The following is a 17625-nucleotide window of genomic DNA, read 5'->3' on the forward strand; positions in this document are numbered from 1 at the left end:
CGAGGCTGCGCCTCTTGCCAATCTCCCCCCTTGAGGGGGAGATGCCCGGCAGGGCAGAGGGGGGTGCGCGACGGAACGACCGGCCAGAAACAGCGCCACCCGCCCTCGGAACGCCCTGACCATGGTCAAAATCCGCCAAAGCGCAATCATCGACGCCCCCATCGACTTGGTCTGGGACATCTTGCGTGATTTCAACGGCCACGACCGCTGGCACCCTGCCGTAGCCGCCAGCCATATCGAAGGCAACGAACCCTCGACCCGCATCGGCGCCATCAGGAGTTTCCGGCTCCGGGACGGCTCAATGCTGCGCGAGCAACTTCTCTCGCTGTCGGACAAGGACCACAGCTTCCGCTACTGCCTGCTCGAAGCCCCCATTCCGCTGATGAATTATGTCGCCGAAGTCCGGCTCAAGCCGGTGACCGACGGCAACGCCACCTTCTGGGAATGGGCGAGCAGTTTCGACCCACCGCTTCGCCGCCGTGACGAACTCGTACGGCTGGTGACGCGCGAGATCTACCAGGCGGGCTTTGCCGCAATCCGGCAAATGCTGAGCCGGCGCTGGACAAGCAATGCCCCGAGGTCAGCGGGGTACGAGCCTGATGGAATAAGGTCACTGCCCACGCCGCTAGCGCTTGAGAACGCCACGCCAGCACCACCGGCCTCGCCCCTCGCGACCCCGCAATTCGCTTCTCATGCGATCGCCGGCAACGACACGACCCGCGCCATTGTCGTCGACCAATATGGCGGACCGGACGTGCTGCAAATGCGCGACATCGCCCTGCCGCCGCTCCGTCCAGACGAGGTCAGCATCCGCCACACCGCCATAGGCGTCAACTATATCGACGTCTATTGCCGCACCGGCTTCTTTACCCTGCTCACCCCACCGGGCACGCCCGGCATGGAGGCAGCCGGCGTGGTCGAAGCGGTCGGCCGCGACGTCGCCGATCTCGATGTCGGCGACAGGATTGCTTATGCCTGCCCTCCGGTCGGCGCCTATAGCGAGCGGCGCAATATCAATGCCGATCTGCTGCTCCGGCTCTCGAACGACATTTCCGACGAGACCGCGGCCGCAGGCTTGTTGAAGGGAATCACAGCCAGTTTCCTCTTGCAGGAGATCGGCCGGGTCGAACCTGGAATGACCGTCCTCATCCATGCGGCGGCCGGTGGCGTCGGGCAATTGCTGGTCCAATGGGCCCGGCATCTCGGGGCCACCGTCATCGCCACGACGTCGAGCGAGGACAAGGCGCGGCTGGTGCGGTCGCTCGGCGCCCATCATGTCATCAATTACAGCCACACGAACTTCAGCGACGCCGTGATGGATCTCACCCGCGGCCAAGGCGCCGACATCGTCTATGATGCGGTCGGCCGCGACACGCTGGCCGGATCGATCGCGGCGCTCGCGATTCGTGGCCATCTCGTCAGTTTCGGCCAGGCCTCCGGGCCGATCGGCGAATCGGACATCGACAAATTCGCTGCAAAATCGATCACCTTTTCGCGACCGAATTACGGGCACTATTCCGACACGCCGGAAAAGCTCGGCAAGCATGTCCGTTCGTTTTTTCAAGTGTTGCGCCAGGGCACCGTGCAAATCGCGGAGCCGACACGCTTTCGGCTAGGTCAAGCCGCCGATGCGCACCGGCATATCGAGTCTCGCCAGTCCACCGGCTCGACGATTCTGTTGCCTTAACGACACATAGACAGTCTGCTTTCTTTTAGCCACGAAAAGCACTAAGTTCAGTCGCAACAAAATCGTCGTGAAGGCGGAACCCGGCACGGCATTCCCGAATTCTTATGCGGAAGTGCGTCCCATCCCGGCCGCAATGCGTCAGGATATTGAATTGTCAGAGTATAGTTTGAAGAGAAGAGTCTTCCTTCTGGGTGCTGGCAGCACCGCACTCGCATCATTGGCAGGCTGCTCGACAGAGGGCCAGACAGTCGTCTACCAGGACCGGCCGGTCGCCAAGAAAACCGAAGAAACGGCAACCTATGCCGACAACTCGGAAGCGGCCGTCCTCTACGGTCCCAAGCCGGACGAGGAATTCCCGCTTCCCGCCATTCCCTATCAGAAGATCAATCCGCGTTTCTATCGGCAGATGGTCGACAACACCACTGGCCAGCCGCCGGGCACGCTGGTCGTCGATACGGGCAACCACTTCCTCTATTATACCTACGCCAACGGCAAGGCGATGCGCTATGGCGTCGGGTTGGGACGTCAGGGTTTCCTCTGGGCCGGTCGCGGCGTGATCCAGTACAAGCGCAAATGGCCGCGCTGGGTGCCGCCGGACGAAATGATCGCCCGCCAGCCCGAGCTCGAACCCTATTCCGGCGACAACGGCGGCATGCCCGGCGGTCTCGACAATCCGCTCGGTGCGCGCGCGCTCTACATCTTCTCGCACAACGAGGACACGCAATATCGCCTGCATGGTTCGCCCGAATGGTGGACGATCGGCAAGAACGTCTCCTCGGGCTGCGTGCGGATGATCAACCAGGACGTGGTCGACCTGTTTGACCGTGTGCCGGCGAAAACGCCGGTCCTCGTCACCAATCTCGACAATCCGTCTGCCGATGTCGCAGCCCTTCAGCCCGCCCAGGCAGCCGAACAGGCCGAGCGAGACCCGATCCGGCGCCCGCGCCGCGGCGATGACCTCGGTCAGGACCAGGATCCGAACGACGACCAGTTGCTGGGTCCCGCCGATAACGATGACGACAGCGACGTCAGCGGATGGTAACCGCGGCTCCCCAGAGCCCGAGCGCAAACACCGTGTGAGCGATCAGGCCGAGCACCCGCACCTTCCACGGGTTGGGCGTCTTCGACGCCGCCCAGCCGATGCCAAGGCCGGGCTGCAACAGGAACCAGCCGCCGGCGATCGTGACAATGCCCCAGATCCAGGCCGGAATAAAGGTCGGCGCCACGAACCATGCGTGGCCGACAATCAGCGCGAAGATCACGCCGTAAAGTAGTCCGACGACATAGTGGAACACCCAGCCGAGCGCCAGTTCATGCTCATAGGGCGCGGCCTTGGCGATGCTGTCGTGGAACACCTTGCCGTATTGCAGGTGCCAGCACCAGCGTCCCGGCGGCGCCCAGTTCGGTGCGCCTTGATTGAACGCTTTCCACAGAATGACCGCCCAGATGTCCATGAGTGCAGTCGCCGCGACACCGATCACGGCCCCGCGCCAGATGAGATCAAACATTGCAAATCCAATGAGATGACAGGAGAAATTGACTCCGTTTGGTAAATCACTTCAAGCCCATCGATGCAATGGGCTGGCAAGTTTTGCTTATGAAATTGCCGATAGCGCAGACCTCATCGATCCGATCACCCTTCAGACGGAAGCGGCGATCATCCTACTCCTTCGGCATCGGCCATGTATCCGACAGCCGGTAGCCGCCGGGGAACGGATCGGACGGATCGAGCATCAATTGCGTCGTGCCTGTCACCCAGGCGCGGCCGGAAATGATCGGCACGATGCCCGGCCTGCCGCCGACCACGGCATCCGAATCGATCATGCAATGGAATTCACTTCCCAGCACCGATTTACCGACAAAACGGTCGCCGACCTTCATCCGGCCCTTGGCATGCAGCACGGCCATGCGCGCCGAGCAGCCGGTTCCGGTCGGCGACCTGTCGACCTTGCCGGGCCGGATCGCCACGGCGTTCAGGCCGGTCATCACACCATTCTCGACGGTGACCGGCGCGGTCACCTGGCAGAAGGAAATATGCTTCCACTCTTTTTCCGGATGCACGAAGCCCAGTTGCTCATTCGCCGCCTTGGTAATGCGGATACCCGTTTCGGCAATGTCGCGCGCCTCATCCGGCTTCAGCGCAAAGCCCAGTGTCTTGGCATCGACGAGCACGAAGCTGTCGCCGCCATAGGCCGTATCCACTGTCAAGGTGCCGATGCCCTCGACTTCGATCGTTGCATCCAGCTTGTCGGCGAAAGACGGCACATTCTTGACGCTGATCCGCTCTGCCTTGCCATTCCTGCAGGTGGCAACGACTTCGATCAGCCCGCCCGGCGGCTCGAGGATCATCCGCGTCTCCGGCTCCTTCATCGGGATGATGCCGGTGTCGAGCAGCACGGTGGCCACGCAGATCGAGTTCGAACCGGACATCGGCGGCGTGTCGGCCGGCTCCATGATGATCCAGCCCATATCGGCCCCCGGGCTCTTCGGCGGCACCAGCAGGTTCACATGCCGGAAGACACCGCCGCGCGGCTCGTTGAGGACGAAGTTGCGCAAAGTCTCGTCGCGGGCGATGAAACGCGACTGCTCCCAGATCGTATCGCCCGGCGGCGGCGCGACACCGCCGACAATGACATCGCCGACCTCGCCTTCCGCATGGCAACCGACAATGTGGATGACTTTGGACGATCGCATGGAGGCCTCCCCTTTACCTGCCGAAAAAACATTGTCCGCCTCTTGCTGATGCGTCTCGAAGACTTGCAGCCAGAGGAAATTTCGTACTATCCAATCTAATATATCAGCGATCGCGACCGCGGCGTGAAGAGCCTTTTTGCCGAAAGGCCACTTTCTGATCGCTAAGCCCAGCGCTGCAAATGGAGGAATTTCCTTGGCCGACGACACAGTCCATCTCACCCTGGCCGAGGCCGATGACCTCAGCTACCGCATCCTGATCGGTGCGGGATTGAGCGAGGCGCATGCGCGCGCCATTACCGATGTCGTCGTCGCCGGCCAGCGAGACGAGTGCCATTCGCACGGCCTTTACCGCGTGCTTTCGGTGATGAAGACGATGGAGGCCGGCAAGGTCGACCCCAAGGCCGAGCCGGTGCTGACGGACACCGCACCCGGCATCGTCCGTGTCGATGCGAGATATGGCTTTTCGCTGCTGGCCTTCGAAAAGGGCTTGCCGGTGCTGGTCGAGAAAGCGAAGAAAGTCGGCCTGGCGGCACTCGCCATCAACAACTGCTTTCATTTCTCCGCTCTCTGGCCTGAGGTAGAGCGGGTCGGGGCAGCCGGCCTCGCAGCACTGGCGCTGACGCCCAGCCACGCCTGGGTGGCGCCGGCGGGCGGCACGAAGCCGGTCTTCGGCACCAATCCGATCGCCTTTGTCTGGCCGCGGCCAAATAGCTATCCGTTCGTCTTCGATTTCGCCACCAGCGCCACCGCCCGCGGCGAGATCGAACTGCATCGGCGCGCTGGCAAACCGCTGCCGCTCGGCTGGGGCATCGACGCCGAGGGCAAGCCGACCACCGATCCGCTGGAAGTGTTCAAGGGCGCCATGCTGACCTTCGGCGGCCACAAGGGTTCGGCGCTGTCAGCCATGGTCGAACTGCTCGCCGGCCCGCTGATCGGCGATCTCCTGAGCATGGAATCGATCAAATATGACGAAGGCGCCGGAGCCGCCCCGATGCATGGCGAACTGATCATCGCGCTCGACCCCGCTTCATTTCTCGGCGCGGCGCTCAGCGAAAATCTCGAACGCGCCGAACTCCTCTTCGATGCGATCGTCGGCCAGGGCGCGCGCCTGCCCTCGCAGCGCCGCTACGAGGCCCGCGAACGCTCGCTCAAGAACGGCGGCGTCACCATTCCCAAGGCGCTCCACGACGATCTGAAAGCGCATCTGCCGTCATGACGCTGGCTTTGGATAATATCGATCAGGCCATGGCAGCCGGTGAGATGGGCGGCGCGCCCGCCTTTGCCTTCGAAATCCTCCAGGGCTATGGCGAAGCCGTCGGCGCCACCCACTTCCTCGACATCACCGGCGCTCATATCGACGGCTGTCTCTATCACGGCCAGGTCAGCCTCGATTTCGTCGAGCGGCTGATCGCGCTCGGCGGCAGGGTGAAAGTACCGACGACGCTGAACGTCGGCTCGATGGACCTCATCCATCCCGAGATCATGCGCCAGCCCGCAGCCGAGAAACCGCCTTTGGCGCGCCTGATGCAGGCCCATGAGGAACTCGGCTGCATGCCGAGCTTCACCTGCGCCCCCTACCAGACGCTTTTCCGTCCGGCCTTCGGCCAACAGATCGCCTGGGGGGAATCCAACGCCATCGTCTTTGCCAATTCGGTGATCGGCGCCCGCACCAACCGTTATGGCGACTTCATCGATCTCTGCGCGGCGATCACTGGACGCGTGCCCGCCTGCGGCCTGCATCTCCCGGAGAACCGCCTGGGCCAGATCCTGTTCCGCCTCAAGGGCTTTTCCGATGCCGAACTCGAAAGCGATACGACCTTCGTCGGCATCGGCCTGATCATCGGCTTCGAAAGTGGCCAGAAAATCCCTGTTATCGAGGGCCTGCCAAAGCCGCGCGACGAGGACCAGCTGAAGGCGCTGGGCGCTGCCTCCGCCTCGAGCGGCGCCGTCGCCCTCTTCCACGCCATCGGCATAACGCCGGAAGCGCCGACGCTGACCGAGGCCTTTGGCGGACGAGAGCCGGAACGGGTCATCGACGTCACGCCGGCCGATGTCCGCCGCGTCATTGCGCACCTTTCCGGCGTGGCGGACGGCACTGCGCTAACCGCCGTCTGCCTCGGCACGCCGCATTTCTCGCGCATGGAGTGGGACAGGCTGCTGGCGCTTGTGGCGGAAGGACGACCGGAGGTGCCAATCTACGTCAATACCGGGCGCGAGACCTATGATGGGCTGGTGCGCGACGGCAGGCTGCCGGAGATCGAGGCGGCAAATGTCCGTATCGTCACCGATACCTGCACCTACCTCACCGCCATTCTCGAAAGGCTCGACGGTGCCGTGATGACCAATTCCGGCAAATGGGCGCATTATGCACCTGCCAATATCGGGGTGAAAGTCGCGTTTGGCGAATTGCAGGATTGCGTCGCCTCGGCGATGGCGGGCAAGGTCGTGAGGACTGGATGACCATGCGCACAGGCACCTTTTATGTCCTAGGCGCTGCAAGCGGCCCCGCCCTCGTCCTGCCCTCGCCGCTGAGCTTCTGGGGCGGCGTCGATCCGGAAACCGGGAAAATCATCGACAAGACCCAAGCTGCCTGCGGCGCGTCGCTGGCCGGCAGAGTGCTTGTCATGCCGAGCGGTCGCGGTTCTTCCTCATCGTCATCCGTATTTGCCGAAGTCATCCGCAACGGCCTCGGCCCGATCGCGATCATCATGGCGCGGCCCGATCCGATCATCACGGCCGGCGCCATCGTCGCGCGCTCGCTCTATGGTATCGTCTGTCCCATCCTGACCGCTGACATCAGCGGTATTGCAGACGGTGACAGAATCGAAATCACCCAAACGCCTGACGGCAGCGGCGAAATCCACATCGCTCAGCGCCGATAGAACAGCATCCAGCCGCCAACCACCGTCATCGCCGCCAGACCGAACCAGGTGATGGCGTAGACGAGATGGTTGTTTGAAAACGCGATCACCGTCAGTCCACCCACCGGAAAGCCGCCGGAATTGGGCGTCGCGTCGGCATCGATGAAATAAGGAACCACAGGGTCCAGGTGCCGGGCAGCCAAAATCGCGGCAACGTCACGCGAATACCAGCGGTCATCAGCCGGATCATTCGAGCGCAGGAAGCCACCCTTGGGCTCCGTCAGCCTCAACAAACCGGTGACCGAGACCGTTGCCGCCGGTTGCGAATGCTGTGACCAATCACGTCGTTCAGCCGGCACGAAACCGCGGTTGATCAACAGGATCGAACCGTCAGCCCGTTTCAGCGGCGTCATCACCCAGAAGCCCGCGCCAAGACTGGTCACCGCCTGGACGAAGGTTTCCTTGTCGTTCAGGAAAATGCCGCTCGCGGTCACCTTGCGATATTCGTCATCCGCTGACGCAGAAACGGGTGCCGCGACCGGAGCCGCATGCACCCGTTGATCGACGCGCGCGATCAGGTCGAGTTTCCAGGAGAGCCGGTAGACCTGCCAGATACCGAGCGCCACGAAGGCAGCAAACAGCAGGGTCAGCAAGCCTCCGAAGATCGCGCGCCGCATATCGACATGCCTCAGGGCATGTTCTTCATCACTTCCGGGCTCATCGGCATCATGTTCTCGTTGAGATGATGCATGACCCAGAGCGAGCCGGCGAGCGCGATCCCTACGATCACGAGCGTGAAGATCAGTGCCATGAAGGTCCAGCCGCCTTCCGACTTCGTATTCATATGCAGGAAGTAGACCATGTGGACGACGATCTGCACGGCGCCGATCAGCATGACGGTGACCGCGAGCAACACCTTGTTCTCGATTATCCCGCCCATTACGAGCGCGAAAGGGATGGCCGTCAGGATGACCGACAGCACGAAGCCGGTCATGTAGCTGCCGAAGGTCCCGTGGCCGGCCTGATGACCGTGGCTATGGGCGTGATGAGCCTCGAGGGCATCCTCGTGTGCAGGTGCTTCAGAACTCATCCGATGACTCCAAGAAGATAGACGAAGGAAAAGACGCCGATCCAGACGACGTCGAGGAAGTGCCAGAACATCGACAGGCACATCAGACGGCGGCGATTGGCTTCATTGAGGCCGTGCATAGAGACCTGGACCATCAGCGTGATCATCCAGATGATGCCGGAGGTCACGTGCAGGCCGTGTGTGCCGACCAGGGTGAAGAAGGACGAGAGGAAGGCGCTACGTGTCGGGCCGGCACCTTCGCGGATCAGATTGCCGAATTCGTAGAGCTCGATGCCGATGAAGGCGGCGCCGAACAGGCCGGTAATCAACATCCAGATGAGGACGCTGCCCTTGTTGCCCTTTTCCATTTCCAGCATGGCGAAGCCGTAGGTGATGGAGGAGAAGAGCAGCATGGCGGTGTTGACTGCCACCAGCGGCAGTTCGAACAGATCCGCCGGCGACGGGCCGGCCGCGTAATTGTGGCCAAGCACGCCATAGGTGGCGAAGAGGATCGCGAAGATGAGGCAGTCGCTCATCAGGTAGAGCCAGAAGCCCAGCATGGTGCTGCCTTCCGGATGATGCTCCTCGGTGACATAGAATTGCGGCGCTTCGGCCGTATGGGCATGCGATTCGATCATGGCGTTACACCTTTGCCAGAAGCGCCGTGCGCGCCTTTTCGGTTGCGGTCACTTCATCGGCGGGGATGTAGTAGTCGCGCTTGTAGATGAAGGTATGGCCGATCGCCACCACCAGCATCAGGACGAACGACAGGCCGGCCAGCCACCACATGTACCAGATGAGACCGAAGGCAAGGCCGATGCTGAGCATGCCGAGGATGAAGCCGGTGCCGGTATTCTTCGGCATATGGATCGGCTTGTAGCCTTCGAGCGGGCGGGTATAGCCGCGCGACTTCATGTCGTACCAGCTGTCATGGTCGTGTACGACCGGCGTGAAGGCGAAGTTATACTCCGGCGGCGGCGACGAGGTCGACCATTCGAGCGTGCGGGCATCCCAGGGGTCGCCGGTCGTGTCGCGCAACTGCTCGCGCTTGAAGAAGCTAACCACGAGATCGATGAGGAAACAGCCGATGCCGGCGGCAATCAGCAGCGCACCAAAGGCGGCGAGGATGAACCAGATCTGCAACGACGGATCTTCGAACTGGCTGACGCGGCGGGTGACGCCCATCAGGCCGAGCACATAGAGCGGCATGAAGGCGAAGTAGAAGCCGATGAACCAGAACCAGAACGACAACTTGCCCCAGAACGGATCGAGCTTGTAGCCGAACGCCTTCGGAAACCAGTAATTGAACCCGGCCATCACGCCGAACAGCACGCCGCCGATGATGACATTGTGGAAGTGGGCGATCAGGAACAGCGAATTGTGCAGTACGAAGTCGGCCGGCGGCACTGCCAGCATGACGCCCGTCATGCCGCCGATAACGAAGGTGATCATGAAGCCCACCGTCCACAGCATCGGCACTTCATAGCGGATGCGGCCGCGATACATCGTGAACAGCCAGTTGAACATCTTCGCACCCGTCGGGATCGAGATGATCATCGTGGTGATGCCGAAGAAGGAGTTGACGCTGGCGCCCGAACCCATGGTGAAGAAGTGGTGCAGCCAAACCAGGTACGACAGGATCATGATCACGCAGGTGGCGTAGACCATCGACGCATAGCCGAACAGCCGCTTGCCGCAGAAGGTCGCAACCACTTCCGAGAACACGCCGAAAGCCGGCAGGATCAGGATGTAGACTTCCGGATGGCCCCAGATCCAGATGAGGTTGACATACATCATCGGATTGCCGCCGAGGTCGTTGGTGAAGAAGTTGGTGCCGACGTAACGGTCGAGCGACAACAGCACCAAAGTGGCGGTGAGGATTGGGAAGCTGGCGACGATCAGGATGTTGGTGCAGAGCGACGTCCAGGTGAACACCGGCATCTTCATGAAGGTCATGCCGGGCGCACGCATCTTGACGATGGTGGCGATCAGGTTGATCCCCGACAACGTCGTGCCGATACCCGCCACCTGCAGGCCCCAGATATAATAATCGACGCCGACGCCTGGACTATAGGCGCCTTCAGACAGCGGCGGATAGGCGAGCCAGCCGGTGCGGGCGAATTCGCCGATGAACAGCGAGATCATGATGATCACCGCGCCGGCCACCGTCATCCAGAAAGAGAAATTGTTGAGGAACGGGAAGGACACGTCGCGGGCGCCGATCTGCAGCGGCACGACGAAGTTCATCAGCCCCGTGACAAACGGCATGGCCATGAAAAAGATCATGATCACGCCGTGCGCGGTGAACACCTGGTCGTAATGGTGTGGCGGTAGAAAGCCCTCATTGCCGTTGAAGGCGATGGCCTGCTGGCCGCGCATCATCAGCGCGTCGGCAAAGCCGCGCAGCAGCATGACGAGCGCCAGGATGATATACATGATGCCGATCTTCTTGTGGTCGACGCTGGTCAGCCAGTCGCGCCACAGATAGCCCCAGAGCTTGAAATAGGTGATGGCGACGAACACGGCCAGGCCGCCCACGGCCACGCCGGCGAAGGTCGCGACGAGGATCGGCTCATGGTAGGGGATCGAGTCCAGCGTCAGCCGGCCAAAGATCAGTTTCTGCATTTCAGGGTCGGAAAACATGGATGGAAAATCCGTTCTGCGATATTTTCTCGGCGGGGTTCACGCCTGTTTCACTTCGTGGAGGGCTTGGCCGCATCCGTGTTGTCATGGCTCATGCCCGGCATGTTCGACATATCGTCCATGCCCTTCATGTCACCGGAGTCCTTCTTCGCCTCGGGAACGACGATCGCCTGCGTCTCGGTCATCTTGAAATTCGGGCTGCCGAATTCGTCGATCGGCGCTGCGTCGATCTTCAGCTTGTCGCGATTTTCATGGCTCTCCTTGCCCGCGCCGCCGGTCATGTCGATATGCATCATCTGGTCGGTGCACATCTTGCCGGGCGTCGCGCACATGTTGAGGATCCGGTGGTACAGGTCCTTCTCGGCCGAGGCGTAGTAATGGACAGGCTCTTTCTCGCTCGGCTTTTCGAGCTTGAGATAGGCGTCGGTATTGAGCGCCGTGCCCTTTTCCTTCACCGAGGCAACCCACTGGTCGAAGCCGGCCTTGTCGAGGCCATGGAACTTGAAGCGCATGTGGGAGAAGCCGGGGCCGCTGAAATTGGCCGAAAGGCCTTCATATTCGCCGGCCTTGTTGATGACGGCGTGCAGCGGCGTCTGCATGCCCGGCATGGCATAGACCTGACCCGCCAGTGCCGGAATGTAGAACGAATTCATCACCGAGGAGGAAGTGATCTGGAATCTGATCGGGGTGTCGACCGGTGCCGCCATTTCGTTGACCGTAGCGATGCCGAGGTCTGGATAGAAGAACAGCCATTTCCAATCGAGCGCCACGACCTGAACGGTGATCGGCTTGGTGCCGGCCGGGATGGCGCGCTCGGCGTCGATCCGGTCGAGCGGACGGTAGGGGTCGAGCTTGTGGGTCGAGATCCAGGTCACGGCGCCGAGCGCGATGATGATGGCCAGCGGTGCGGCCCAGATGATGATTTCCAACCGCATCGAATGATGCCATTCGGGATCATATTTCGCCGTGACGTTGGCCTGCCGGTAATGCCAGGCGAAAAGCAGCGTCAGGAACAGGACGGGCACGATGATCAGCAGCATCAGGACAACGGAAACCAGGATGAGGTCCCGCTGCTGGACGGCGACATCGCCGGACGGCGCCATGACAACCCAATTGCAGCCGGCCAGCGGCAGCAGCATCAGGATGGCAAGAAATAGCCGGGAGAACTTCTTGAATTCCTGCACGTCTCTAATTCCTCGTGTTTATCGATGCGGCGACTAAAACACTGACTGATTTAGTGAAATGAGGCGTGTTGTCGCGGCGCAGCAAAGATGTCGCAATGCGACATAATGTACTTTTCGAACTAGCGGCAAAACCCGGATACGGGTATCCAGGTTTTTGCATATGAGGCATGCGTGAGCGGCGGCACTATAGCAGACGCCGCGGAAGGTGCCATGGCATCACGAAAGTTTTGCAACCAAGATCAATTATTGTCTGGCTTCCAAGCGGATAGCGAACTTTTTGTCCCAGTAGCTCTTGATATCCGCGCCAACTGCGCCAAGATCGGTTCTGAGGCGCTTTGTCACAGAAGCGTAGGAGGAAGAGCAGATGAATGCAGCAGCCAAATTGGGACCATCGTCGGTCACGCTCGAACGTGATGCCCGACATATGTATGAGGGAAAGCCGGTTTCGCCGGGCAGTATCGCCATCGGCGTGATCATCGGACGCATGTCCGAATTCTTCGATTTCTTCGTCTACGGTCTCGCCTCGGTTCTGGTGTTCCCACAAGTTTTCTTCCCCTTCGCCTCGGACCGGTTGACGGGAACCCTCTATTCCTTCGCCATTTTTGCACTGGCCTTCTGCGCACGGCCCGTCGGTTCCGTGGTCTTCCAGACCATCGACCGTTATTACGGCCGCGGTGCCAAGCTGACGATCGCATTGTTCCTGCTCGGCGGCTCGACGGCGTCGATCGCCTTCCTGCCGGGCTATGAGACGCTCGGTCACTGGTCGATCTGGCTTCTGGCACTGTTCCGGCTCGGCCAGGGCTTTGCGCTGGGTGGCGCCTGGGACGGCCTGGCCTCGCTTCTGGCGTTGAACGCACCGACGAATCGTCGCGGCTGGTATGCGATGATTCCGCAGCTCGGTGCGCCGATCGGCTTCGCGCTGGCCAGCATCCTGTTCGGCTATTTTGTCGCCAATCTTTCCAGCCAGGATTTCCTCGAATGGGGCTGGCGCTATCCGTTCTTCGTCGCCTTCGCCATCAACGTCGTGGCGCTCTTTGCCCGTCTGCGCCTTGTGGCGACCGGCGAATTCGGCGATGCGTTGGAGCAAAGCGAGCTACAGCCGCAGCCGATTCCCCATGTCATCCGCTATTACGGACGTGACATCCTGATCGGCGCTTTCGTGCCGCTGGCGAGCTTTGCCATGTTCCACCTGGTCACCATCTTCCCGCTCACCTGGATGAGCCTGTTCGGCACGCAGTCGATCGGCGAGTTCATGGTGGTGCAGGTGATCGGCGCAGTGGTCGGCATCTGTGCAATCGTCGTCTCCGGCCTGCTGTCGGACACGATCGGCCGGCGCAATCATCTCGCCATCTGTGCGGTGCTGATCGCCATCTTCTCGTTCATCGGCCCGATGCTGATCGCATCGGGAGACCGCGGCCAGGATGCCTATGTCATCATCGGCTTCGGCATTCTCGGCCTGTCCTTCGGCCAGGCAACCGGCGCCGTGTCCTTCCGCTTCAACCGGGCCTATCGTTATACCGGCGCGGCCCTGACCTCGGATATTGCCTGGCTGGTCGGCGCAGGCTTCGCGCCACTGGTGGCACTGACGCTGTCCAGCCATTTCGGCCTGCACTATGTCGGTTACTATCTGCTGTCGGGCGCGGTCTGCACCCTGATCGCTCTCTACTTCAACCGCATGGTCGAAGTGACGGACGCGCCGGTGCCGAAGAGCGAGTAATCAAGACAGAAAGGCAATGCGCGGCAATCAGCCGCGCGTTGCCGGAAGCACGCGCCTCATCTCTATCGCATTGGCCAGTGTCAACACCGTGAACTCGGTCGCCTGGCCGATACGTTCTCCGCCCAGGAGACGCACCATGTCATCGACGCCGTGTACCGTCTGGCCCTCGATGGCGAGAATCAGGTCACCTTCCTGCAATCCTGCTTGATCCGCCGGACCGCCCGGCTCGACGCGACGCAGCCTCACCGAGGTTTCGCCGTCAATGCCGGCGCGCACGGCAATTCGCCGCGGCAAAGAGATCGTATCCGCCGCCACGCCGATATAGGCACGCCGCACCCTGCCCCAGCGCAGCAGTTCCGAGATGACGAAATTTGCCGTGTTCGAGGCGACCGCAAAGGCGATGCCCTGGGCGCCGCGGATGACCGCCGTGTTGACGCCGATAACTTCACCCGAAGACGACACCAGCGGCCCACCGGAATTGCCGGGATTGACGGCCGCATCGGTCTGGATGACGTCGTCGATCAATCGCCCGTTCTGCGCCCGCATCGAGCGGCCGAGTGCAGAGACGACTCCCGCCGTGACTGTCCATTCGAAACCGAGCGGATTGCCGATCGCCACTGCGATCTGACCGCGAAGCAGATTCTTGGAATTGCCGAGCGGCGCCCAGGCCGCGAGGCTGGAATCGGCCCGAACCAGCGCCAGGTCGGTGTCAGGATCGCGGCCAAGCACCCTGCCCTCGCCGGAAAAACCATCCGGCATCTTCAGCCGCACGGTCTTGGCGTCCTCGACCACGTGGTTGTTGGTCACCAGCAGCCCGTCGGGCGAAATGGCAAAGCCCGAGCCCTGCCCGCCGCGGCCGCCGGGTGGCATGGTGATCTGCGTCACCGCCGGGCCGATCGTATCGACCACGGTGGTCACCGTCCTGGAATACGAATCAAGCAGCTCGCCGTCCGGCGCCGCATGTATGTCATTATCGATGTAACCCATGAGAAATCCTTCCCGAATAGTTCGGGAGCGCGCCATCAGGCCGCGTTTCATCAACCCTGTGAAGGTGAGAGATATGGACGCGCCTCAAGCGTTTCAAGCAACGCCAATGGCGCCGTCATTCGGCCAGTTGTCGAAAACTCTTGAGAGCCCACCGCCGCCCGTCCGAGGTCAATTCGGTGACGCCGAGCGGCTGTGCACCGATCTTCCAGAAACTCGCCGCGGGGGCCTCCAGCACGGCGACAATCGCGGCCCTGGCGATCGCGGGATGGGTGATGGCAATGGTCATGCCGCCAATTGCCATTCGCCCACGCAGCCAGCCGTTTATCCGCGCGATCGCCTGCACGATTGATTCGCCGCCATGCGGCGCTGCCTCTGGCGCGGTGATCCAGGCCATCAGTCCCTCCGGATCCTCGTGCTCGATATCCGACAATTGTTTTCCGGCCCAGCGACCACAGCTGATGTCGCCGAGCGACGAATCGATGGAAAATTGAGGCGCAAGCACCTCGGCGGTCTGCCGTGTCCGGGTCTCCGGTGCCGAAAGCACGTGATCGGCACGCGGCAATGCCTGACTGATTCGCGCAAAAACCTCGGAATCGGGGGCGAGCAGCCCTTCGTCGGCCGGAAATGCCGCAGTCCGCGTTGCCGCTGTCGTGCCATGGCAGATCAAAATGAGACGCGTCGAACGGGACAAACTGCTCTCCTCTTTCGAATTGTCCCATAAATGGGCCTTGGAATCGTGCAAGACTCATTTATGAACCAGAGCAAGAACTTATTATGCTGTCAGGTCATTATTTTCACAAAGTTTTGACTTTGACGGTAATGCCATCGTGTGTGTAGCTTCGACTCGTTGGCGCGATGTCATGTTGGAGTTGCATTCTGTGCCAATAATCCGCATGACAATGGGTCAGGTGTCGCCGGCTGAGCCCCGGCTGCAATAGTGGACAAATGCATGACTTCCCCGCCACGTCGGCCGATTATCTCGCTGAAATTCAAGAAGCCGGAGCTTGAGGCCGGCGAGTCGAGCCCATCTGCGCCGCCAAAGCCAGCCGCGCCGCCCGCGCCTACGCCTCCGCCGGCACGCCACAAGACGGAATTTGTCTTCAAGCCGCCGGCGTCGAAGGCCCCTGTCGCGCGCGACCCGTTCTTCAAAACGCCGCAGCCGTTCAGCAAGCCAGCCGGGGCGAAATCGCCAGCCGCTGCTAAGCCCAAGCCTGCCGCCAAGGCCGAACCGGTCGAACCAGCAAAATCGCGCTCGCGAAAAGGACCGGCGATTTCGCCCGATGTCTTCAAGGCCGCGATCCGCGCCGCCGGCATGGCGATCCAGAATGTCGTCGCCGACCCCGAATGGAAGAGCGAGGACCTGCTGCACCACTACCAGGCAGCCAAGGAACATGCGACTTCGACTCACAAGCAGCAGGCCAAGCTGGTGAGCACTGTGGCCACCCGCCGCCACAACCGTGATATCGAACATGCCGATGTCGAGAATGCCGCGATGCGCGCCGCTTATGCCGCAGCCCTCGTTGCGCTCGTCGAAGCGGCTGAGAAGGGTACCGTCGAAAGCGTTGACGAGGACACGGACGAAGGCGCCGACGAGACGCCCAACGCCGAGGCTTGATAGCCGCCCGACCCGCCATTACATAGGGACCGACCAATCCGCCACAGGCGGGTGCAAGCGAACGAGCGGTCGATCCCGACCCCGGCGGCCGTCCCCCGGCCTCCGATCGAGCCCAAAGGTGCGGCTCGTATAGATCGCTTGCCTTCCAAGGAAGGAGAGCACATGCAGACATATCAGAAGACTGCCGACGCCGTGGCGAATCTATCGCCCGAACAATATCGCGTCACCCAGCAGAGCGGCACGGAACGTCCCTGGACGGGGCAGTATGTCGACAACAAGGAACCCGGCATCTATGTCGACGTGGTTTCGGGTGAGCCGCTGTTCGCGTCGTCGGACAAATACGAGTCCGGTTGCGGCTGGCCGAGCTTTACCAAGCCGATCGAGCCGGCAAACGTCGCAGAACTGCGCGACGTCTCGCACGGCATGCTTCGCACGGAAGTGCGCTCGAAATTCGGCGACAGCCATCTCGGCCATGTCTTCCCGGATGGCCCGCGCGACCGCGGCGGCCTGCGCTATTGCATCAATTCGGCCTCGCTGCGCTTCATTCATCGCGATGAGATGGCGGCGGAAGGCTATGCAGATTATCTCGACCAGGTGGAGGAAGTGAAATGACTGGAGAACGCGCAGTTTTGGCCGGTGGCTGCTTCTGGGGCATGCAGGATCTGATCCGCCGCTTCCCGGGCGTGATTTCCACGCGCGTGGGCTATTCCGGCGGCGATGTGAAGAACGCCACCTACCGCAACCACGGCAGCCATGCCGAGGCGATCGAGATCGTATTCGATCCCGCCAAGCTCAGCTACCGCCAGCTCCTGGAATTCTTCTTCCAGATCCACGATCCGAGCACGAAGAACCGCCAGGGCAACGACCTCGGCACCGGCTATCGCTCGGCGATCTTCTATGAGAACGAAGAGCAGAAGGCCACCGCGCTCGACACCATCGCCGATGTCGACGCGTCCGGCCTGTGGCCGGGCAAGGTGGTGACAGAAGTTTCTCCGGTGGGCGACTTCTGGGAAGCCGAACCGGAGCACCAGGATTACCTGGAGCGCTATCCGAACGGCTATACCTGCCACTTCATCCGCCCGAACTGGAGGCTGCCGGTGCGTGAGAAGGCAATAGCCTGATCGCCCTTTGATAGGATTTCCAAATGCGCGCCCGGACCATCATCCGG

At 61.5% G+C, this 17625-nt stretch carries 18 protein-coding genes; 9 read left to right on the top strand and 9 right to left on the bottom strand.

All coding sequences use genetic code 11. The features are described from left to right. Nucleotides 1-121 precede the first annotated feature (121 nt). Nucleotides 122-1687, top strand: coding sequence for a zinc-binding dehydrogenase (locus AC1DYF_RS16285; RefSeq protein WP_477877785.1), 1566 nt, complete (start codon nucleotides 122-124; stop codon nucleotides 1685-1687). A 166-nt stretch (nucleotides 1688-1853) separates the two neighbouring features. Then, on the top strand, nucleotides 1854-2729 hold the full coding sequence (locus AC1DYF_RS16290) for a L,D-transpeptidase (protein ID WP_477877786.1): 876 nt from the start codon (nucleotides 1854-1856) through the stop codon (nucleotides 2727-2729). Here the strand turns inward: AC1DYF_RS16290 and AC1DYF_RS16295 are convergent. Further along, a complete protein-coding gene (locus tag AC1DYF_RS16295; RefSeq protein ID WP_477877787.1) occupies nucleotides 2716-3195 on the bottom strand; it encodes a DUF2938 domain-containing protein in 480 nt (159 codons plus the stop codon). The two genes, AC1DYF_RS16290 and AC1DYF_RS16295, sit on opposite strands and share 14 nt — an antisense overlap. Before the next feature lie 154 nt (nucleotides 3196-3349). Further along, nucleotides 3350-4381, bottom strand: coding sequence for a trans-3-hydroxy-L-proline dehydratase (locus tag AC1DYF_RS16300; RefSeq protein WP_477877788.1), 1032 nt, complete (start codon nucleotides 4379-4381; stop codon nucleotides 3350-3352). Between the two features lie 193 nt (nucleotides 4382-4574). On the opposite strand from AC1DYF_RS16300, the gene AC1DYF_RS16305 reads away from it, so the two are divergent. From AC1DYF_RS16305 to AC1DYF_RS16315, 3 genes are read left to right on the top strand one after another with little or no spacing between them, the layout of a single operon-like run. Then, complete coding sequence (locus AC1DYF_RS16305; RefSeq protein ID WP_477877789.1) at nucleotides 4575-5597, top strand: Ldh family oxidoreductase; 1023 nt, start codon at nucleotides 4575-4577, stop codon at nucleotides 5595-5597. Continuing rightward, entirely contained in the window at nucleotides 5594-6841 is a 1248-nt protein-coding gene (locus AC1DYF_RS16310) for an aconitase X (protein ID WP_477877790.1), read from the top strand. Before AC1DYF_RS16305 ends, AC1DYF_RS16310 begins: the two co-directional genes overlap by 4 nt. Then, nucleotides 6838-7263: an aconitase X swivel domain-containing protein gene (locus AC1DYF_RS16315; protein ID WP_477877791.1), complete on the top strand. Its 426-nt coding sequence runs from the start codon at nucleotides 6838-6840 to the stop codon at nucleotides 7261-7263. Before AC1DYF_RS16310 ends, AC1DYF_RS16315 begins: the two co-directional genes overlap by 4 nt. On the opposite strand, the gene AC1DYF_RS16320 is transcribed toward AC1DYF_RS16315, so the two are convergent. Genes AC1DYF_RS16320 through cyoA form a run of 5 tightly spaced genes read right to left on the bottom strand, consistent with a single transcriptional unit; the run spans nucleotide 7251 to nucleotide 12093 of the window. Then, nucleotides 7251-7919: an SURF1 family protein gene (locus tag AC1DYF_RS16320; protein ID WP_477877792.1), complete on the bottom strand. Its 669-nt coding sequence runs from the start codon at nucleotides 7917-7919 to the stop codon at nucleotides 7251-7253. The two genes, AC1DYF_RS16315 and AC1DYF_RS16320, sit on opposite strands and share 13 nt — an antisense overlap. Nucleotides 7920-7930: 11 nt before the next feature. Further along, nucleotides 7931-8332 carry a cytochrome o ubiquinol oxidase subunit IV gene (cyoD, locus tag AC1DYF_RS16325; RefSeq protein WP_477877793.1) on the bottom strand — a complete coding sequence of 134 codons (402 nt, stop codon included), beginning with the start codon at nucleotides 8330-8332 and terminating at the stop codon, nucleotides 7931-7933. After that, complete coding sequence (gene cyoC, locus AC1DYF_RS16330; protein ID WP_477877794.1) at nucleotides 8329-8949, bottom strand: cytochrome o ubiquinol oxidase subunit III; 621 nt, start codon at nucleotides 8947-8949, stop codon at nucleotides 8329-8331. Before cyoC ends, cyoD begins: the two co-directional genes overlap by 4 nt. 4 nt (nucleotides 8950-8953) lie before the next feature. After that, a complete protein-coding gene (gene cyoB / locus AC1DYF_RS16335; RefSeq protein ID WP_477877795.1) occupies nucleotides 8954-10954 on the bottom strand; it encodes a cytochrome o ubiquinol oxidase subunit I in 2001 nt (666 codons plus the stop codon). A gap of 50 nt (nucleotides 10955-11004) precedes the next feature. Beyond that, nucleotides 11005-12093, bottom strand: coding sequence for a ubiquinol oxidase subunit II (gene cyoA, locus AC1DYF_RS16340; protein WP_477877862.1), 1089 nt, complete (start codon nucleotides 12091-12093; stop codon nucleotides 11005-11007). Between the two features lie 409 nt (nucleotides 12094-12502). Between cyoA and AC1DYF_RS16345 the strand changes: the two genes are divergently transcribed. Then, a complete protein-coding gene (locus tag AC1DYF_RS16345) occupies nucleotides 12503-13855 on the top strand; it encodes an MFS transporter (protein WP_477877796.1) in 1353 nt (450 codons plus the stop codon). A gap of 27 nt (nucleotides 13856-13882) precedes the next feature. Here the strand turns inward: AC1DYF_RS16345 and AC1DYF_RS16350 are convergent, their stop codons facing one another. After that, nucleotides 13883-14842, bottom strand: a complete 960-nt coding sequence (locus tag AC1DYF_RS16350) for a S1C family serine protease (RefSeq protein ID WP_477877797.1) — start codon at nucleotides 14840-14842, stop codon at nucleotides 13883-13885. A gap of 115 nt (nucleotides 14843-14957) precedes the next feature. Continuing rightward, complete coding sequence (locus AC1DYF_RS16355) at nucleotides 14958-15533, bottom strand: histidine phosphatase family protein (RefSeq protein WP_477877798.1); 576 nt, start codon at nucleotides 15531-15533, stop codon at nucleotides 14958-14960. Between the two features lie 258 nt (nucleotides 15534-15791). Between AC1DYF_RS16355 and AC1DYF_RS16360 the strand changes: the two genes are divergently transcribed. The 3 genes from AC1DYF_RS16360 to msrA all read left to right on the top strand — a co-directional run bounded on the left by AC1DYF_RS16360 (nucleotide 15792) and on the right by msrA (nucleotide 17578). Continuing rightward, nucleotides 15792-16457, top strand: coding sequence for a hypothetical protein (locus AC1DYF_RS16360; RefSeq protein WP_477877799.1), 666 nt, complete (start codon nucleotides 15792-15794; stop codon nucleotides 16455-16457). Between the two features lie 162 nt (nucleotides 16458-16619). Then, a complete protein-coding gene (msrB, locus tag AC1DYF_RS16365; protein ID WP_477877800.1) occupies nucleotides 16620-17069 on the top strand; it encodes a peptide-methionine (R)-S-oxide reductase MsrB in 450 nt (149 codons plus the stop codon). Next, nucleotides 17066-17578 carry a peptide-methionine (S)-S-oxide reductase MsrA gene (msrA, locus tag AC1DYF_RS16370; RefSeq protein ID WP_477877801.1) on the top strand — a complete coding sequence of 171 codons (513 nt, stop codon included), beginning with the start codon at nucleotides 17066-17068 and terminating at the stop codon, nucleotides 17576-17578. The genes msrB and msrA overlap by 4 nt, the downstream gene beginning before the upstream one ends. Nucleotides 17579-17625 lie beyond the last annotated feature (47 nt).

The organism is Rhizobium sp. P2_G9, assembly GCF_056403475.1.

Coding starts and splice junctions, on each gene's coding strand:
- AC1DYF_RS16285 (WP_477877785.1), top strand. CDS start 122: ATGGTCAAAATCCGCCAAAGCGCAATCATCGACGCCCCCATCGACTTG.
- AC1DYF_RS16295 (WP_477877787.1), bottom strand. CDS start 3,195: ATGTTTGATCTCATCTGGCGCGGGGCCGTGATCGGTGTCGCGGCGACT.
- AC1DYF_RS16300 (WP_477877788.1), bottom strand. CDS start 4,381: ATGCGATCGTCCAAAGTCATCCACATTGTCGGTTGCCATGCGGAAGGC.
- AC1DYF_RS16310 (WP_477877790.1), top strand. CDS start 5,594: ATGACGCTGGCTTTGGATAATATCGATCAGGCCATGGCAGCCGGTGAG.
- AC1DYF_RS16315 (WP_477877791.1), top strand. CDS start 6,838: ATGACCATGCGCACAGGCACCTTTTATGTCCTAGGCGCTGCAAGCGGC.
- AC1DYF_RS16320 (WP_477877792.1), bottom strand. CDS start 7,919: ATGCGGCGCGCGATCTTCGGAGGCTTGCTGACCCTGCTGTTTGCTGCC.
- cyoD (WP_477877793.1), bottom strand. CDS start 8,332: ATGAGTTCTGAAGCACCTGCACACGAGGATGCCCTCGAGGCTCATCAC.
- cyoC (WP_477877794.1), bottom strand. CDS start 8,949: ATGATCGAATCGCATGCCCATACGGCCGAAGCGCCGCAATTCTATGTC.
- cyoB (WP_477877795.1), bottom strand. CDS start 10,954: ATGTTTTCCGACCCTGAAATGCAGAAACTGATCTTTGGCCGGCTGACG.
- cyoA (WP_477877862.1), bottom strand. CDS start 12,093: ATGCTGCTGCCGCTGGCCGGCTGCAATTGGGTTGTCATGGCGCCGTCC.
- AC1DYF_RS16345 (WP_477877796.1), top strand. CDS start 12,503: ATGAATGCAGCAGCCAAATTGGGACCATCGTCGGTCACGCTCGAACGT.
- AC1DYF_RS16350 (WP_477877797.1), bottom strand. CDS start 14,842: ATGGGTTACATCGATAATGACATACATGCGGCGCCGGACGGCGAGCTG.
- AC1DYF_RS16360 (WP_477877799.1), top strand. CDS start 15,792: ATGACTTCCCCGCCACGTCGGCCGATTATCTCGCTGAAATTCAAGAAG.
- msrB (WP_477877800.1), top strand. CDS start 16,620: ATGCAGACATATCAGAAGACTGCCGACGCCGTGGCGAATCTATCGCCC.
- msrA (WP_477877801.1), top strand. CDS start 17,066: ATGACTGGAGAACGCGCAGTTTTGGCCGGTGGCTGCTTCTGGGGCATG.